This window comes from Rhodococcoides kyotonense (assembly GCF_900188125.1).
Taxonomy (GTDB): Bacteria; Actinomycetota; Actinomycetes; order Mycobacteriales; family Mycobacteriaceae; genus Rhodococcoides; species Rhodococcoides kyotonense.
On record NZ_FZOW01000009.1, the window covers coordinates 55364 to 71452 of the forward strand.

Here is a 16089-nt window from a genome sequence, read left to right on the forward strand (position 1 = left end):
TCTGTACAGGTGACACGTCCTCGACACTCCATTTCGGCATCAACGTATTAGTGTCGTGCGTGTGAGCGTGTCCATTGCATGGCTGTTGGCGCAGAAGGATCTCGAGCTGACGCACCGAGGAGGGCCGACGCGCGGATCTCGGGCTGTCTCGTTCGTGCATGCGACCGAATTGTCCGACCCGAGCCCGTGGCTGTCCGGAGGTGAACTCGTGCTCACCACGGGACTAGGTCTCGACTCCGGCGCCGAGGCGTCCGGCGACTATGTGCGACGACTCGAAGCCGCGGGCGTCGCGTGCGTGGGATTCGGAACAGGGTTGTCGCACAGGACCATTCCAGCGGCGCTGTTGTCCGCAGCGAACGACGTCGGGCTGCCCATTCTCGAAGTGCCGTATCCGACGCCGTTCGCTGCCGTCGTTCGCACGGTGATGAACAGAATCGCCGAGCAGGACTACGACGAGGTGCTTCGCGCAGCCAAGGTCCAAGCGCGGATCACGCGGGCTGCGCTGCACGGTGGCGTCGACGCGTTGATCCGGGAGCTCGCCGTGGCGACGGGGACCGAGGTCGTCTTCGTCGGTCCGCGATCGGAATCGGTCTATCCGGCCGCTGCGTGGGAGTTGGTCACCATGACGCGCGAGGTCGTGGCGGACGGACGAACTCCGGAAGCGGCGTCGATCTCGATCAGCGAGCCGGGCCGAACGCTGACGGTTCAGCCGGTCGGACTGTCACGCGCTACTGCGGGTCATCTTGCAATGGTCACGTCCGGACCGGTGAGCGGCGTCGAACAGGTGCTGCTCGGTCATGCGGTGTCGCTGCTGACACTCGAGGTCGAGAAGCCTGCACGTCTGCGTGCCGAGCAGACACGCTTGCATGCGACAGCGACCGGACTACTTCTCGACGGCCGCTTCGACGACGGCCACATCCCGGACTACCTCCGAGACGCCGCCGATCCGCGAGGTCGGGTACGAGTGTTGGCGATCGCTGCGGACCCCGAAGCGGGCGTCGTCGACCACGTGGACCAGGCACTGGCATCGGTCGGCAGGCAGCTGTTCGAGCGTTCCGACGGCGTTGATGCCACGGTCGTGCTGCTGTACGGCGAGGACGACACCGAGTTCGTCGAAGGATTGCTTCCCGATCATCCGTCGGTTCGTGCCGGCGTCAGCACCGATCAGGCCATGAGCGATTCCGGAACAGCGCTCGAACAGGCACGTCTGGCGCTGAAGCTCGCCGCTCCGGGCCGCGAAGGAAGGCTGGTGGACTTCCGTACTGCTCACGGATCGCTCCTTCTTGCATCGGAACCGGCACGCGCCGCGTTGGTGACTTTGGCCGGAAGCACCGTCACCACGCTTGCCGATCACGACGAAGCACACGCGGGTGATCTTCTGCCGTCGCTGCGCGCATTTCTCGAGGCGAACGGCGGATGGGAAGCGGCCGCAACCCAGTTGGGCGTCCACCGTCACACACTGCGCGGACGCATCGGCCGCATCGAGCAGGTGTTGGGTATCGACCTCGGCCATGCGCGCGTCCGCGCCGAGCTGCTGCTGTCGATCCTCGCCGTCGACGCCACGCGCTAGCCCCCTGGTCCGCACATGCATATGCGTGTGCGGGACAGACCGGATGCGGCCCAGTACGTTCCGCGCGGCTATCGTCATAACCAGCCACCATGGATCCGTCGGAAACCCCTCAGGAGTCTGCGCGATGCCCCACCCGTATCCGGTCCGAGAAATCGCACGGCAGGCGGGCGTCAGCGAAGCCACGGTCGATCGCGTTCTACACAAGCGACCCGGCGTCCGTGCGGGGACGATCCTGCAGGTCGAACAGGCGATTGCCGACCTGGACCGACAGCGGACTCAGCTGCGACTGTCCGGGCGCACGTTCATGGTCGATGTCGTGATGGACACTCCGAACCGGTTCTCTCGACTGGTACGCGAGTCGCTCGAAGCAGAGTTGCCGGGTCTGCGACCGGCGGCGATCCGCGCTCGATTCCATCTCCGTGAGGGCTGGCCCCCTGACGACCTCGTCGCGACTCTGGATTCCGTGGCGGCCAAGGGAAGTCACGGAATCATTCTGAAGGCGCCGGACACACCGGCTGTCGCCGCGGCGATCGATCGAGTCACGGCAGCTGGTGTGCCGATCCTGACACTCGTGACGGATGTGCCCGCGAGCAACCGCATCGCCTATGTCGGAATGGACAATCGCGCGGCGGGAAGTACAGCGGCGTATCTGATGTCGCAGTGGCTGCGGCATTCCGATGCGGCGGTGCTCGTCATGACGAGCCGCAACTTCTTCCGAGGTGAGGAAGAGCGAGAAATGGGCTTCAGGGTTGCCATACGTGCCAAGGACGCTTGCCGACGCGTCGTCGAGATCTCGGACACCGACGGCCTCGACGACACCTCACGGGTCCTGGTCGCCGACGAGCTCACCCGAAGTCCGGACATCCGGGCGGTGTATTCGATCGGCGGTGGCAATTCCGGCATCCTCGATGCTTTCGCGGCCGCAGGTCGCGAATGCGAAGTCTTCATCGGGCACGATCTGGCGCAGGAGAACAGAGCTCTTCTGCAGACCGGCCATCTGACGGCCGTGCTGCATCACGACTTGCGCGAGGACATGCGGCATGCGGCACGGTCGATCATGATGTTCCACGGAGCTCTGCCCGGCACCGTTCGTACCGTGCGCTCGAAGATCGACGTGATCACTCCGCACAACATGCCCGGTCGCTGACGTGCCAGGACAGTGTGCTGCGAGATCTCCTCTCGCAGCACACCGTTGATTCAGTTGTTCTCGGGCAGGCCACTGATCCAGGACGTGCTGCGTACGTCTGCCGTGATGGCGAGGACGTCGGCCAGCAGTTCGTCGTCGATCGGCGCGGTGACGGCGTCGACGGCCGCATCCAAGTTCTTCGCCTTCGTCGTTCCGATCACGGTGGTGGCACATCCGGATCGTTGGATGGAGAACTGATTCGCGAGGAAGGACACGTCGACCCCACGCGACGAGCACAGTTCCGACACGGCTCGTGCCGCGTCGAGAATCGCTCGAGGTGCAGGCAGGTCGATCTTCAGTCCGGCTTTGGTCAGCAAGCCGAGACCGACTGCTGCAGCGTTGATCACCGCGGTGTCCTGCTCGCGGCAGACCGGAGCCAGCACGGTCTCGAGCTCGGTGTTCAGCAATGTGAAGTGCGCGTACGACAACACGACGTCGAGATCGGTCTCGGTCACTGCCCGCGTGAGCGTGCGCATGGGATACCCGGTCATTCCGATGAAGCGGCACTTGCCCTCGTCGCGCAGTGTCACGAGCTCGGCGTAAGCGTCGCCGAACACGCCATCGAGCGACACGAACTCGATGTCGTGCAACTGGAACACGTCGACGTAATCGGTGCCGAGTAATTCGAGGCTGCGTTCCAGGCTCGCCCGGATCGCGGCAGGAGAGAAGTCGAAGTCGGCGGCGTCGTTGCGACCGGCCTTCGTACCGATCAGCACCTCGTCGCGAATTCCTGAGACGGCGCGGCCCAGTCGACGCTCGGCCAGGCCCTGACCGTAATACGGCGACGAATCGAAGAAGTTGATACCCGCATCGACGGCGCAATGGACCGCATCGAGCGCTGTCGCTTCGTCGGCGCTGCCGAACATGTCGCCGAGTGGCGAGGTTCCGAACGATACAGCGGAGACCTTCAGCCCGGTTCTACCGAGAATGTTGTACTGCATGAATTTTCGTCGACTCCCGATGAGATGAGAAACGGTCCTTGCCGATTATTCAGGGCACGTGATGGCCGCTACAAGACGGCGACCCATCAACTTTCCCTCGAGGTGACGAGCGTACCGTCGCGCCTTTCGAAGCCTTTCCGGTCGTAGAACCGGACGACGACAAAACCGAACACGAGACCGATCGCGGTACCGATCAGCGTCGCGGTGACACCGTGCCCCAGCCCCGCGTCCCATCGCGCGTCGAAGTACAGAATGGCTCGCACAGCCAGATACACCTGATGCATCGGCTCGAACTGGGCCAGCCAGCCGAACAATCTGGGCGCAGCGCTGATCGGGACCGTGGCGCCGGCGGACGGCAGCCCGAGCACCACGAACAGAATGAGGTTGATCAGCAGCCCCAGCGTGCCGAACACCGACACGATCGACACCGCGGTGACACCGACCGCGGTGATCGCCAGCGCGCCGTACATCCACAACAGCAGCGAGTGCGACGACGGCATACCCAGTGCGGTCGAGATCCACAGGTACAGCGCGGACACGACGACTCCGAGAATCGCCATCAGCGCCCACTTCACGAACATCGTCTGCAACCGGCTGATCGGCGCCGCACGGGTGTGTCGGAAGAACGGACCGAATTCGGTCGGCGTGAAACCGAGAACGCTGTCGACCAACGCGCTGACGACCATTGCTCCCGTGAAGCCTGCGAGCAACAGCAACAGCGCGTAGTAGAACGCGGACAGACCGAGACCGGTTCCGTCCGGGAGCGGATCGTGTGGGGTGACGATGATGTCGATCGGATCGGCGAGGGTCAGAGCCGCGGCGCCCGACATCGACTGGCCAGCCGCGAGCTGCGCCTGGACGGATTCCGTGAGTTGCTGTCCGACCTTGGTGTTGGCTTCCCCGAGCGCCTGATCGCCGATCGCGCTGAACAGCGACGAGCCGAGTGTCCCTGCCCGCGGATTGGTGTAGACGGTGATGACGGGTTTGTCGACGTCACCGGCGACCACACTCGCTTCCGCCAGGATCGACAGACGTTTGGTGAAGTCGCTGGGAATGACGATGGCACCGAACACCTCGCCGCTGTCGAGCTCGTCGTGAGCCTGCGCGATCCCCATCTGGCGCAGATCGACCGTGTTCGGATCGATACCTGCGACGAGCCCATCACGAATCTGATTGCCGAAGTTGGCCTGCTCTCCCGTCGGGAGAACGTCGCCCTCGTCGCTGACCACCAGGGCGATCGGGAAGTCGTGCAAGCTCTTCTTCGGATCGAGGATTCCGCCCATGTACACCGCTGCCAGAACGGACATCAGCAGCGAGACGACGAGGACGGGTGCCAACCACAACTTCGGCCCACGAATCGCGGTGCGGGCCAGCCGGTCTGCGGTGTCGGGCTCGGTCGTGTTCTCGGCTCGTTCACCTCGCCCGTGCTCGGGCACCTCGTCCGCCATCAAGGACTCCTTCGACGCAGTGTGGTTCGCGGCGCATCGTGCCGGTCGGCGGAATCGAGCGCCGACTATCGGAAGCCTACTTCTGTCCCCCTGAGGGCGGGCGCGCCCAGGGTGGTGGTCCACGACGGAATTTCCTGAGGTGCAACTCCCCCTGCCTCGCCGTAGATCACGGCAAGTGTGTCTCGTTCGAAGTCCGAACCCTCGTATGCGCTGGGAACCGACGAGTACTGGGGCGCGGGTAACTCCGGGATATCCTGCGGCCCCGGGTTTCTCGACGGCACCTGGTACGAACCGTCGTTCATCGAGCCTCCCGGATACTGCGGGAAGAACTCGCCCGCTTCGTTGTTCGCCGATTCGTAGCATCGCGGCCCGCGGTCCTCGAAGAATCTCGGTTCGTCCTGATTGGGCAGGTAGCGGCCTTTCGGGTTGACGATCGGCATCGTGACGTTGATGCCCCGGTATTCGTCGCCGACGCCGATGACGTCTTGTGCTCGTTCGACGATCGGAACAAATTGAGAGAAGGTGCATCCGAACGTCGGCGAGTACCGAGCCAGGAGTTCGAGTGCCTGACGAGAATCAGCGGCGATGCCGACCAGGTTGCTTGCATTGGTCTGGAGAAAGTCCGCTGACGTCGAACCGGTCGATGTCAGCGACGCGATCAATGTGTCGACCGCCGGACGCTGCTCGACCAGCGTGCTGCCCGTCACTGTCAGATTGTCGAGTGCATCGACCAACTGTGGCGCCGCGTCCGAGTACGTCTGCGACAGGTCCGCCAGACCTCGCAGATCCTCCCGGATGTTCGGCAGCTCGGTGTTCAGACCACCGAAGATGTGCTCTAGCCGATCGATCGTCAATCCCAGTTCCGCTCCGCGACCGGTCAGTCCCTGCGCCAACGCACCCAGCGTATTCGACAGATCCTGCGGTGGAACCGCTTCGAGCAGCGGCAACAGATTGTCCAGCAATTCGCCGACCTCGATGGCGCTGCCGCTGATGTCCTGTTTCAGGACAGCGCCCTCCGCGATGGGTTCTGCCGCAGGGCCGTCGGGGAGTATCAGCGAGACATAACGTTCACCGAACAAGGTCTTCGGCAGCAGGCGGGCGGTCGCGTTCGACGGAATCGACCCGGCGTGTTCGGGGTCGATCGCCAAGTGTGCGGTGACGACACCGTCGACGCTGGTCGCGGAGCGAACCTCTCCGACGATCAGGCCGCGCACCTTCACGTCCGCATCGACAGGCAAGGCATTTCCGACCGAATCGGTGATCAGGTCGATGCCGACGACCTTCTGGAACGTCTTCTCGTACGACGTGATCGACCACGCCACGAACACCAGAATCATCACGAAGAGCAGCACTCCGAGCGAACGTCGCTTCAACGGAGAAGGTGAGTCGATCACGCGACGACGTCCTGCCGACGGGACGACTCGAACCAGTGATGTGCGGTCATTCCGTGGATATTAATGTAACCGTCGGTCACACTGACAAACGGGAGTGATCCGACGGCCTACCTCCCGGCCGAGTCGTCCTACTGTGAATCGACTGCAGGACTACGGTGTTCAACCAGCCCGACGGCCGGTCACGAGCAGGTACTCCCACTCCATTGCTCCCCCTCGGTACACCTCCTCGGCCTCGTCCTTCAAGGCTTCGTCCAGGGCATGAACCTTGTCCGGCTCACTGCCGATGCGGTTGTAGACCGCGATTGTCGGTCCGTACTTCGCCTTGAAGAACTCCAGGAAGTCGGCCGGCCGCTCGAACATGTCGATGGCCAACCGGTTCGTGCTGAACTCGAGATCGACCACACGATCACCGAACAATTCGCGGACGTGTGCTTCGTCACCCCACAGTGGAGGTGGCTGCGCTCCCGGAGGTGGCGGGGCCGCGTACGGCTTCATCGTCGCGAACATTCGCCCGATGAAGCCGGTCGGCGTCCAGTTGACGAGCCCGATCGACGCTCCGGGTCGCGCGACTCGGGTCAGTTCGTCCGCCGCGACTCGGTGGTGCGGCGCGAACATGACCCCGATACACGACAGCACGGCATCGAATTCGCCGTCGGCGAACGGCAGCGCCTCGGCATCCGCCTCTGTCCATTCGATGTCGTCGAGCCCACGCTCCGCGGCCAGGCGTCGACCCTCGGTGAACAACTCGGGCGTCAGATCGGATGCGACGACATGAGCACCGCACGCAGCCGCGGCCAGCGACGCGTTTCCGCTGCCCGCAGCTATGTCGAGAACTCGTTGCCCCGGAGAGATCGAACACGCGTGAACGAGCACGGGTCCGAGCTCGCCGACCACCTCGGATGCAATTGCGGGATAGTCTCCCATCCCCCACATCGATCGGTGAGCTGACTTGAGTGCGCGGTCGGCCGCTACGGTGTCCACAGATTCGGACATGACATTTCTCCTCCCATGCAATCGGTAGTTGAATTGTCTGCGAGTCGATGGTAGAAGAGGCGCACCAGCCAGCTCCAGTACTGAATCCGTACCGCCGACCCCTGAAACGCTGACCGAACGACTCTGTCGGTCACCGCTGACCCGTCGTAGCATGCGGCTCATGGGGGCGACCGACCATCTGCTGTGTCCTGCAGCCAAGGCGATGGAGCTGTTCGACGAGCGGTGGACACTACTCGTCGTCCGTGAACTCGTTCTGGGAAGCAAGCGGTTCAACGAACTCCGCCGACAACTCCCTGAGGTGTCTCCGAGCGTGTTGTCCAAGCGCTTGCACCGATTGGCGATCACCGGGATCGTCCGGAAAAGCATGGTCGACGGCGACGTCCACTATGTACTCACCGAGGCCGGGCGCGATCTACGGCCGGTCGTCGAAGCACTCGGCGCGTGGGGTGCGAGATGGCTCGAGAGCACCGACGACGCGTCGGCTCGATCCTGACAAATCGGTACCCCGCTCGACCGTGTCGCGAGGATTCCGCGACCTGGATACGGAATGATCCAGGAGTAACAATGCTCTGCGGCAGAGTGCGCATGACTTCTGGAGGTAAGGGTGTCCGAGCATCGGGTTTTCGATGTGACTGTTCATGGCGACCACGAGGATCTCGACCGCCTCCTGAACGACCCGACCATTGCGGTTGTCGACACCGTGGAACAACAGCAGACATCGCTTGCAGAACTGCTTCCCAGTCCGGCGGAGCGACTCGACGAGCCAACCCGATGGGTGCACTACCCGTGGCGACGGACGGTTGCGCGGATCCTCGGACCAGACGCGTTTCACCGCCTGCGCCTGGACCGGAACCGCAACAAGATCAGTGCCGATGAACAACTCGCATTTCGGGGCCTTCGGATCGGGGTTGTCGGGTTGAGCGTCGGGCACGCGGTCGCCCATACCCTGGCGCTGGAGGGGCTGTGTGGGGAGTTGCGTCTCGCCGACTTCGACGAGCTGGATCTGTCCAACCTCAACCGAGTTCCAGCCTCCATCCTGGACCTGGGACTCAACAAATCCGTCCTCGCGGCACGACGCATCGCCGAACTGGACCCTTACCTTCCGGTATCGGTATTCAGCGAAGGCATCACAGGAGAATCGATCGCCGAGTTCGTCGACGGGTTGGATCTCGTCATCGAAGAATGCGACTCGTTGGAAATCAAGCTGCTGGTCCGCAAACACGCGCGGCAGCGACGTATCCCGGTAATGATGGAAACCAGTGACGGCGGCGTGCTCGATGTCGAACGATTCGATCTCGAACCGGAGCGACCACTGCTGCACGGGCTCATGCCGGATCTCGACCCCGCCCAGTACTCGCAGTTGACCGCCGAACAGAAGACCGCGGCGGCCGCGTCGCTGCTCGATCCCACCAAGATCACTGCTCGAATGGCAGCGTCGGTACCGCTCATCGGCTCGACCCTGTCCACCTGGCCGCAGCTCGGCAGCGACGTGGCGCTCGGTGGGGCCACGCTGGCAGCAGCCGTACGAGCATTCGGGCGGGGTGAACCACTCCCGTCCGGTCGCAGGCGCATCGATCTCGACGAGCTTCTGAAACTCGGTGAGGATCCGCTCACACGACCCTGAGATCTCGGTGTGGGTGTCGCCGGTGCCACCCCCGCGAACGGGTGACGACGCCGACACTGCATGGCATGTCAGCGCCCGAGCCAGTGCTCTCTAGGTAGTGTTCGTTCCATCCCCTTTCCGATACGAGGCCTTTCGACGATGAATGTGTTTGCCCGGATGCGTCCGCCTTCGTTGGCGGGGTCGCGGCGTTCGCGTTTCGACACGCGCACCGCGATGGTGATATTGAGCGCTTCCGGGGCGGTTCCACTTCTGATCATTGCGTTGATCTCTCCGACGTTTCTACGACCGAACGCTTTTCCGCTTCTGATCTGTGTACTGCTGTTCACCGCCGTAACCGTGCTGTTCGCAGTGAGAGTCGGACGGCTGACCGAGCAGCAGTTCACCGTTCTGGGTTTCGGTGGAATGGCCGGCGTCGCGGTGAGTGCCTACCTGATCGCCGACCCAGCCGGGATGCGCGCTGTGACAGGGATGTTGGCCATCGTGCCTGCGATCGCAGCATCGGGGTCACCGCCCAGGGTGACGACATTTCTCACCGGGGTATCGGTCTCGATGGCGAGTGCCTTGTCGATCGTCGGCATGGGCTCGTCCGGCTGGGCAGTCACCTTCGTGGCAATAGGTGCAGCCGCCACTGCAGTCTTGGTTCCGGTCGCACTCATCTCCGGTCTTCGGCGCGCCCTGCACACGATCAACGAACAGCTGCAGGTGCTGGCCAGTACAGACCCCTTGACCGGCCTGGCAAATCGTCGTGGGTTGCTCACGCTTGCCGAGAAGTTGTTGGACACCGCTGCCAAACAACGAGTTCAGATTTCTGCCTTGGTGGTCGACATCGACTTGTTCAAAACTGTCAACGACACCGACGGACATGCCGCAGGCGACCGAGCCCTCACCGCTGTCGCCGAGGCGCTGAATCATGCTGTCGACGACGTCGGTGCGCCGAACGCGATCGTGTCGCGCATCGGCGGAGAAGAGTTTCTCGTCCTGGCACCGAAAATGCCCGGCACGGTTCTAGCAGACGGAGTGCTCCACTGGGTCAGGTCGAACTGCACCGTCACCGTCAGCGTCGGTACGGTCACCGTCGACCTACACCAGTCTCTCCCCGGCAGGCAGCCGATTCGGCCACGACCGAACAGGACCGATCGAGACATCGATGCTGTTCTCGATCACGTGGTCCGTGCGGCGGACAGTGCGCTGTACGAAGCAAAATCCGCCGGACGTGACCGCGCCCGCGACGCCGGGGTCCTCCAGCTGCCGTGGGGGGTGGACTCGGTGCGTGGCGCGCGACTCGCACCGTCTGCCGATCCCCCCACCGCCATCACGCGGCGAGCATAGCGGCGGAGTTCCGCAGCGCCCGTGCGTCACGGTACATGCGGGACAGGACGACGGGCTGCGCGTCGAGCTGGACCGTTCGCCGGTCCCACCACATGATCCGGGTGCGGTATCGGGCGTCGGGATAGGCAGCGAACGGTACGTGTTCGGCGACGCGTCCGCCCGATGACTCCCATCGTCGCAATACGTGTTCTGCAGCCGTCGCCATGATCCACCGAACGTTCATCGCATCCATCGTCGGCACTGCAACGCGCGCGAGCGCTCCTGCCACGGCTCCCCCGTCGGCGGTGTCGGAGCCCACCCACGCTGTCTTCATCTCGACGACGCCGTCTCCGATTCTCGCGTCGATCATGTCGCGAACCTGTTCCCGGCCGGGGTTTCCAGCCCACTCGGTCAGCGCGTGCGACTGCTGAGCGCTGCGGTAAGCACCTTGGCCACGAACACCGCCGACGACATCGCCGGTCCGATCGATCGACACGAAGAACAGCGCAGTTTCCGACGCGATACGGTCCGCGTCCTGGTCGACTGCCACCTCGACGCCGTGCTTCGCATACGAGATGTGTGCTCCGCGAAGGTACTCGAACCACAGGTCGGGGTCGTCGTACGGTGTGGTGCGTACGAGTGTGAGGCCGGTGATGTCGTCGTGCACTTCAGCTCGTCCGACGTACCGTCGTGGTCGGGCTGGTGCTGTGTCGACAGTCGAGAAACTCATGGCAGACCTTTCGAGGGGGCCGATCCGAACGGACCGGATAGGAAACGTGTGAGATGTCGGCGCTCGTCGAAAGAAACAGGCGCCGTGCTCGATTCTCTGTGTCGGACGCTCGGTGCACAACGTAGGCGGAGTTTCTGGGCCACACCGGCACTGCCGCATGCGGCCCGGCGATAGACTTCCGCCACATCGGTGTTCGTGTCGCGACACCCTCGTCAGGTCCGACCAGGAAAGGGCCACCTCATGGGCGCGCAAGACACGGATACCCCAGTCTCCCGGCGAAAGCCCTGGCGTGCAGCCGCTCTCGTCGGTGCGTTCGTCGCGGTGTACGTGGTCGTTCTGTTCGGCTATGCCGCGGGAGACAGGGGCGACGCACCCGACGACCGCGCGCCGGACGACTCGGGTGCTCTCGTGTATCTCGACGTTGTGGCAGTCGACGGTGAGAATTTCTCGATCGACGCCCGAGTGTCGGTCTATCCGGGGACCGAATTGGTCGATGACAGCGGCTTTCTGAGCGACGACCTCGTCGTGGATGTCTCGCCCTTGGCTGCCGGTGGGCGTCTCGAATTCGACCGTGGAACGAGGCCGTCCGCTCAGCCGATATCGCTCTACGCGGACGGAGACATCACGCGCTGGCCGTTCGACGTGCACGAGTCGACGGACGTCACGGTGAGAGTCGTGGACGGTTCCTCTCCGGTCCCCTCCACCGTCGCGGTCACCGATTCGCTGACGGGGTGGACGATCTCGTCGAGCGTCGATGCGACGGCACAATCCCTTGGTATCACGGCCGAGCGGACAGGAGCCTCGTGGATCTTCGCGCTCGCTCTGTGCGGCGTGCTTCTCGTTCTGCCGGTGTGCGCCTTGTTCGTGTCCATCCAGACCCTGCGGTCCCGCAGGAAGTTCCAGCCTCCGATGGTCACCTGGTTCGCCGTGATGCTCTTCGCGGTCCTCCCTCTGCGCAACCTGTTTCCGGGGAGCCCTCCGATCGGTTCGTGGGTGGACTACGCGCTCGTAGTGTGGGTGGTCGCAGGCTTGGCAACCGCGATGGCGCTGTACGTGCTCACGTGGTGGCGTCAAGCCCCCTGAAAGAGCAACGCACTCGTTTCGCCGCACGGTTGCCTACTGTGGAGCACGGGAAGCTGCTCCACCGTCTGGGAGGGTGTATGACTGCGTCACCGAACGGCGACATTCTGGCCGAGATCGAACGGCGTGTCCTGTGGTTGTCGACATCGATGATCCACCATGCCAACCGCATTCGTCCGAATCCCACCGGCATGAAAGTCGGTGGGCATCAGGCGTCGTGCGCGTCGATCGTCACCATCATGACGACGCTTTGGTTCGAGCAGCTCAGGCCCGGTGACCGTGTGTCGGTCAAACCGCACGCGTCCCCTGTCCTGCACGCGATCAACTATCTGCTCGACGGTCTCGACGAGGCCTACCTCACCACATTGAGGCAGTTCGGTGGCCTCCAGTCCTACCCGAGCAGGATCAAGGATCCTGACGCCGTGGACTATTCGACCGGTTCGGTCGGAATCGGCGCCACCGCACCCATCTGGGGCGCCATCGCCCGACGCTACGTCGACACCGCATTCGGCGATACCGGCAGCGGGAGGCAGTACTCGCTCGTCGGAGACGCGGAACTGGACGAAGGCGCGATCTGGGAAGCGGTCATGGACACTTCGGTCGCCGAGCTGGGCGAGATCGTCTGGATCGTCGACCTCAACCGTCAGTCGCTCGATCGAGTCGTGCCGAACATCGCCGCCGACCGGTTGAGCCGCATGTTCGACGCTGCCGGCTGGCAGGTCGTCGTCGTCAAGTTCGGCGCTTTGCTCGAGTCGCTGTTCGCGCAACCCGGAGGCGACGCACTGCGTCGGCGAATCCTGGACATGCCGAACCCCGAGTATCAGCGGCTGTTGCGCTGCACCGCCGAGCAGGTTCGGCTACGCCTCCCCGGGGCGGGTACCGATGCCGCCGACATCGAGAAGGCGATCGTCGATCTCGACGACGCCACACTCCTTCGCGCCATTCGCAATCTCGGTGGCCACGACATCGACGCGCTCCGGCACGCGTATGCGCAGATCGACGACACTCGCCCGACCGTCGTCATCGCGTACACGATCAAAGGCCATGCGCTCCCGACGGAGGGACATCCGCAGAACCATTCGTCGTTGTTGACCGTCGACCAGTACGACGCTCTGGCACGTGATCTCGGCACCGATCCGGCACGACCATGGCGAAAGTTCGACGACGGGAGCGAGGCGGCGGCTCTGTGCGCGGCGCGAGCAGGTGCGCTGGCGAGGGAAGAGATACGTCGGACTCCCCCGCCGCCCGTTCCCGACGACATGGGCAGAACTCCGTCGGGCACGTCGACCACTCAGGCCGCGTTGGGTCGGGCGCTGCTCGATCTGACGAGGGAGGCTCCCGACGTCGCACAGCGAGTCGTGACCGTCAGTCCCGACGTCACATCGACGACCAACCTGGCCGGATGGCTCAACAAAGTGGGCGTCTGGTCGCCCACCGAACGTCGCGATTGGTTCGACGACGACGCCGAAACCATCATGCATTGGCGAGAGAGGCCGACGGGCCGGCACATGGAACTGGGTATCGCCGAGACCAATCTCGTCGGCCTGATCGGTGAGCTCGGCGCGACGTGGAGCCGGTGGGGTCAACCGCTGTTCCCCATCGGTGTGCTGTACGACCCGTTCGTGGAGAGAGCGTTGGAGCCGTGGTCGTACGGCATCTACGCGGGCGGGCAGTCGATTCTCGTCGGGACACCGTCGGGCGTCACGCTCGCAGCCGAAGGTGGTGCACACCAGTCGATCACGACGCCGTCCATCGGCCTCGAGCAACCCGGGTGCATCAGTTACGAACCCGCGTTCGCGATCGACACCGAATGGACTCTGTTCGCGAGCATCTCACGTCTGGGTCGCCCGGACGGTACGTCGTCGTACCTTCGATTGTCGACGCGTCCGGTGGATCAGACACTCGCGGCAGTTCCCGCTGATGCGGCAGCAAGGGAACGTCGGCGACAGCATGTGGTCGCGGGCGCATACGTGCTGCGAGCCGAGTCCAGGCCCGACGTCGTTCTGGTTGGGATGGGCGCAATGATGACCGAGACCCTCGCCGCCGCCGACCGTCTCGCCGACATGGGTACGAAGGCGAGGGTCGTCTGCGTCACGAGTCCGGGCTTGCTGTTCGAGGCGGTGCAGGCGCGACGCGGATTGGCCGACGCGCCCACGTGGATACTCGATCAGGTTTTTCCGGCGTCCCGACGCGCCCCGATCGTCACCGTCCTCGACGGGCACCCGCACACGCTTGCATTCCTGGCCGGGCTCGACGGGGTCGGTGGTGCGTCACTCGGTGTGACGGGATTCGGGCAGGTGGGTTCGCTCGAGGAGGTCTATCGCTACCACGGCATCGATACCGACGGCATCGTGCGAGCGGCGTTGAATCTCGTCGAATGACTCGTGTGCGTCCACTGAGTGGACGTATCGCGATCGGTCGACCGCGGCATGAGCAGAATCGGAGCGAAGTCGGTACTGCCCTACCCGTCGGTGGCATCCAGTGCCACACTGAGACCCAGTAGACATAGTTGGACATCCATCTTCGCTGGAGGAATTTCGTGACTACATCTGTCATCGTTGCCGGTGCTCGCACTCCGGTCGGTCGACTGTCCGGGTCGCTCAAGGACCTGTCGGGATCCGATCTCGGCGGAATTGCCATCAAGGGTGCGCTCGACAAGGCAGGTGTCGCGCCGGAGGCGGTCGAGTACGTCATCATGGGCCAGGTACTCACCGCCGGTGCAGGCCAGATCCCCGCACGCCAGGCCGCCGTCGCGGCGGGTATTCCGATGGACGTGCCCGCATTGACGATCAACAAGGTATGCCTGTCCGGCGTCGACGCCATCGCGCTCGCCGACCAGCTGATCCGCGCCGGTGAATTCGAGGTCGTCGTCGCCGGCGGTCAGGAGTCGATGACGCAGGCTCCGCACATGCTCGAGAAGAGCCGCGCCGGTTTCAAGTACGGCGACGTCACGATGAAGGACCACCTCGCCTACGACGGCTTGTACGACATCTTCACCGATCAGGCTATGGGCGGACTCACCGAATCCCGCAACGAAGGCGCGACCGCGTCCACCCGCGAGGAGCAGGACGCGTTCGCTGCGGCCTCCCACCAGCGCGCGGCGACGGCGTGGAAGAACGGCGTGTTCGACGACGAGGTCGTGCCGGTGTCGATCCCGCAGCGCAAGGGCGATCCGATCGTCTTCTCCCAGGACGAGGGCATCCGCGCCGATACGACGACCGAGACGCTCGCGAAGCTGCGTCCGGCGTTCAGCAAGACCGGCACCATCACTGCGGGCAACGCCTCGACCATCAACGACGGCGCTGCGGCCGTGATCGTGATGAGCAAGGCCAAGGCCGAGTCGCTGGGACTCGAGTGGATCGCCGAGATCGGCGCGCACGGCGTCGTCGCAGGCCCGGATTCGTCGTTGCAGTCCCAGCCTGCCCGCGCGATCGTCAAGGCGTGCGCGAAGGAAGGGATCGATCCGAAGGATCTGGACCTGATCGAGATCAACGAAGCCTTCGCCGCGGTCGGCATCGCCTCGACCCGCGAACTCGGAATCGACGAGTCGAAGGTCAACGTCAACGGCGGCGCGATCGCGATCGGTCACCCGCTCGGCATGTCCGGAGCGCGCATCGCACTGCACCTCGCGCTCGAACTGAAGCGTCGCGGCGGAGGCGTCGGCGCAGCCGCACTGTGCGGCGGCGGCGGACAGGGCGACGCACTGATCGTCCGCGTGCCGAAGCAGTAAGCCTCGAGCAGCAATGAACGAGTGGCGCGAACCGGAATGGTCGCGCCACTCGTTCGCGTTGCACACGGAGTACGCGTGCATCGAC

Annotated in this window: 13 protein-coding genes; 8 read left to right on the forward strand and 5 right to left on the reverse strand. The window is 64.1% G+C overall.

Going from position 1 to position 16089, the window contains the following annotated elements; genetic code table 11:
* Window positions 1-61: 61 nt before the first annotated feature.
* Window positions 62-1570 (forward strand): PucR family transcriptional regulator, encoded by a 1509-nt coding sequence (locus tag CHB96_RS16020; RefSeq protein ID WP_089248298.1) that lies wholly within the window; start codon window positions 62-64, stop codon window positions 1568-1570.
* 124 nt (window positions 1571-1694) lie between these two features.
* On the forward strand, window positions 1695-2717 hold the full coding sequence (locus tag CHB96_RS16025) for a LacI family DNA-binding transcriptional regulator (RefSeq protein WP_089247956.1): 1023 nt from the start codon (window positions 1695-1697) through the stop codon (window positions 2715-2717).
* 50 nt (window positions 2718-2767) lie between these two features.
* On the opposite strand, the gene CHB96_RS16030 is transcribed toward CHB96_RS16025, so the two are convergent.
* From CHB96_RS16030 to CHB96_RS16045, 4 genes are all read right to left on the reverse strand, one after another.
* Window positions 2768-3697 carry an aldo/keto reductase gene (locus CHB96_RS16030; RefSeq protein WP_089247958.1) on the reverse strand — a complete coding sequence of 310 codons (930 nt, stop codon included), beginning with the start codon at window positions 3695-3697 and terminating at the stop codon, window positions 2768-2770.
* An 86-nt stretch (window positions 3698-3783) separates the two neighbouring features.
* Window positions 3784-5145, reverse strand: a complete 1362-nt coding sequence (locus tag CHB96_RS16035) for a DUF3533 domain-containing protein (protein WP_089247960.1) — start codon at window positions 5143-5145, stop codon at window positions 3784-3786.
* A gap of 65 nt (window positions 5146-5210) precedes the next feature.
* Window positions 5211-6539 carry an MCE family protein gene (locus CHB96_RS16040; protein ID WP_089247962.1) on the reverse strand — a complete coding sequence of 443 codons (1329 nt, stop codon included), beginning with the start codon at window positions 6537-6539 and terminating at the stop codon, window positions 5211-5213.
* Between the two features lie 159 nt (window positions 6540-6698).
* Window positions 6699-7532, reverse strand: coding sequence for a class I SAM-dependent methyltransferase (locus CHB96_RS16045; RefSeq protein ID WP_089247964.1), 834 nt, complete (start codon window positions 7530-7532; stop codon window positions 6699-6701).
* A 160-nt stretch (window positions 7533-7692) separates the two neighbouring features.
* Between CHB96_RS16045 and CHB96_RS16050 the strand changes: the two genes are divergently transcribed.
* The 3 genes from CHB96_RS16050 (at window position 7693) to CHB96_RS16060 (ending at window position 10485) form a co-directional block, all read left to right on the forward strand.
* Entirely contained in the window at window positions 7693-8025 is a 333-nt protein-coding gene (locus CHB96_RS16050) for a winged helix-turn-helix transcriptional regulator (protein ID WP_089248300.1), read from the forward strand.
* 111 nt (window positions 8026-8136) lie between these two features.
* Window positions 8137-9156, forward strand: coding sequence for an Rv1355c family protein (locus CHB96_RS16055; protein ID WP_089247966.1), 1020 nt, complete (start codon window positions 8137-8139; stop codon window positions 9154-9156).
* Window positions 9157-9369: 213 nt separating this feature from the next.
* Entirely contained in the window at window positions 9370-10485 is a 1116-nt protein-coding gene (locus CHB96_RS16060) for a GGDEF domain-containing protein (protein WP_245865763.1), read from the forward strand.
* Here CHB96_RS16060 and CHB96_RS16065 read toward each other — a convergent pair.
* On the reverse strand, window positions 10469-11194 hold the full coding sequence (locus CHB96_RS16065; protein ID WP_176444322.1) for a hypothetical protein: 726 nt from the start codon (window positions 11192-11194) through the stop codon (window positions 10469-10471). The two genes, CHB96_RS16060 and CHB96_RS16065, sit on opposite strands and share 17 nt — an antisense overlap.
* 240 nt (window positions 11195-11434) lie before the next feature.
* On the opposite strand from CHB96_RS16065, the gene CHB96_RS16070 reads away from it, so the two are divergent.
* The 3 genes from CHB96_RS16070 to CHB96_RS16080 all read left to right on the forward strand — a co-directional run bounded on the left by CHB96_RS16070 (window position 11435) and on the right by CHB96_RS16080 (window position 16004).
* On the forward strand, window positions 11435-12277 hold the full coding sequence (locus tag CHB96_RS16070; protein ID WP_089247970.1) for a DUF8686 domain-containing protein: 843 nt from the start codon (window positions 11435-11437) through the stop codon (window positions 12275-12277).
* A gap of 77 nt (window positions 12278-12354) precedes the next feature.
* Complete coding sequence (locus tag CHB96_RS16075; RefSeq protein WP_089247972.1) at window positions 12355-14655, forward strand: thiamine pyrophosphate-binding protein; 2301 nt, start codon at window positions 12355-12357, stop codon at window positions 14653-14655.
* A 158-nt stretch (window positions 14656-14813) separates the two neighbouring features.
* Window positions 14814-16004 carry an acetyl-CoA C-acetyltransferase gene (locus CHB96_RS16080; protein ID WP_089247974.1) on the forward strand — a complete coding sequence of 397 codons (1191 nt, stop codon included), beginning with the start codon at window positions 14814-14816 and terminating at the stop codon, window positions 16002-16004.
* Window positions 16005-16089 lie beyond the last annotated feature (85 nt).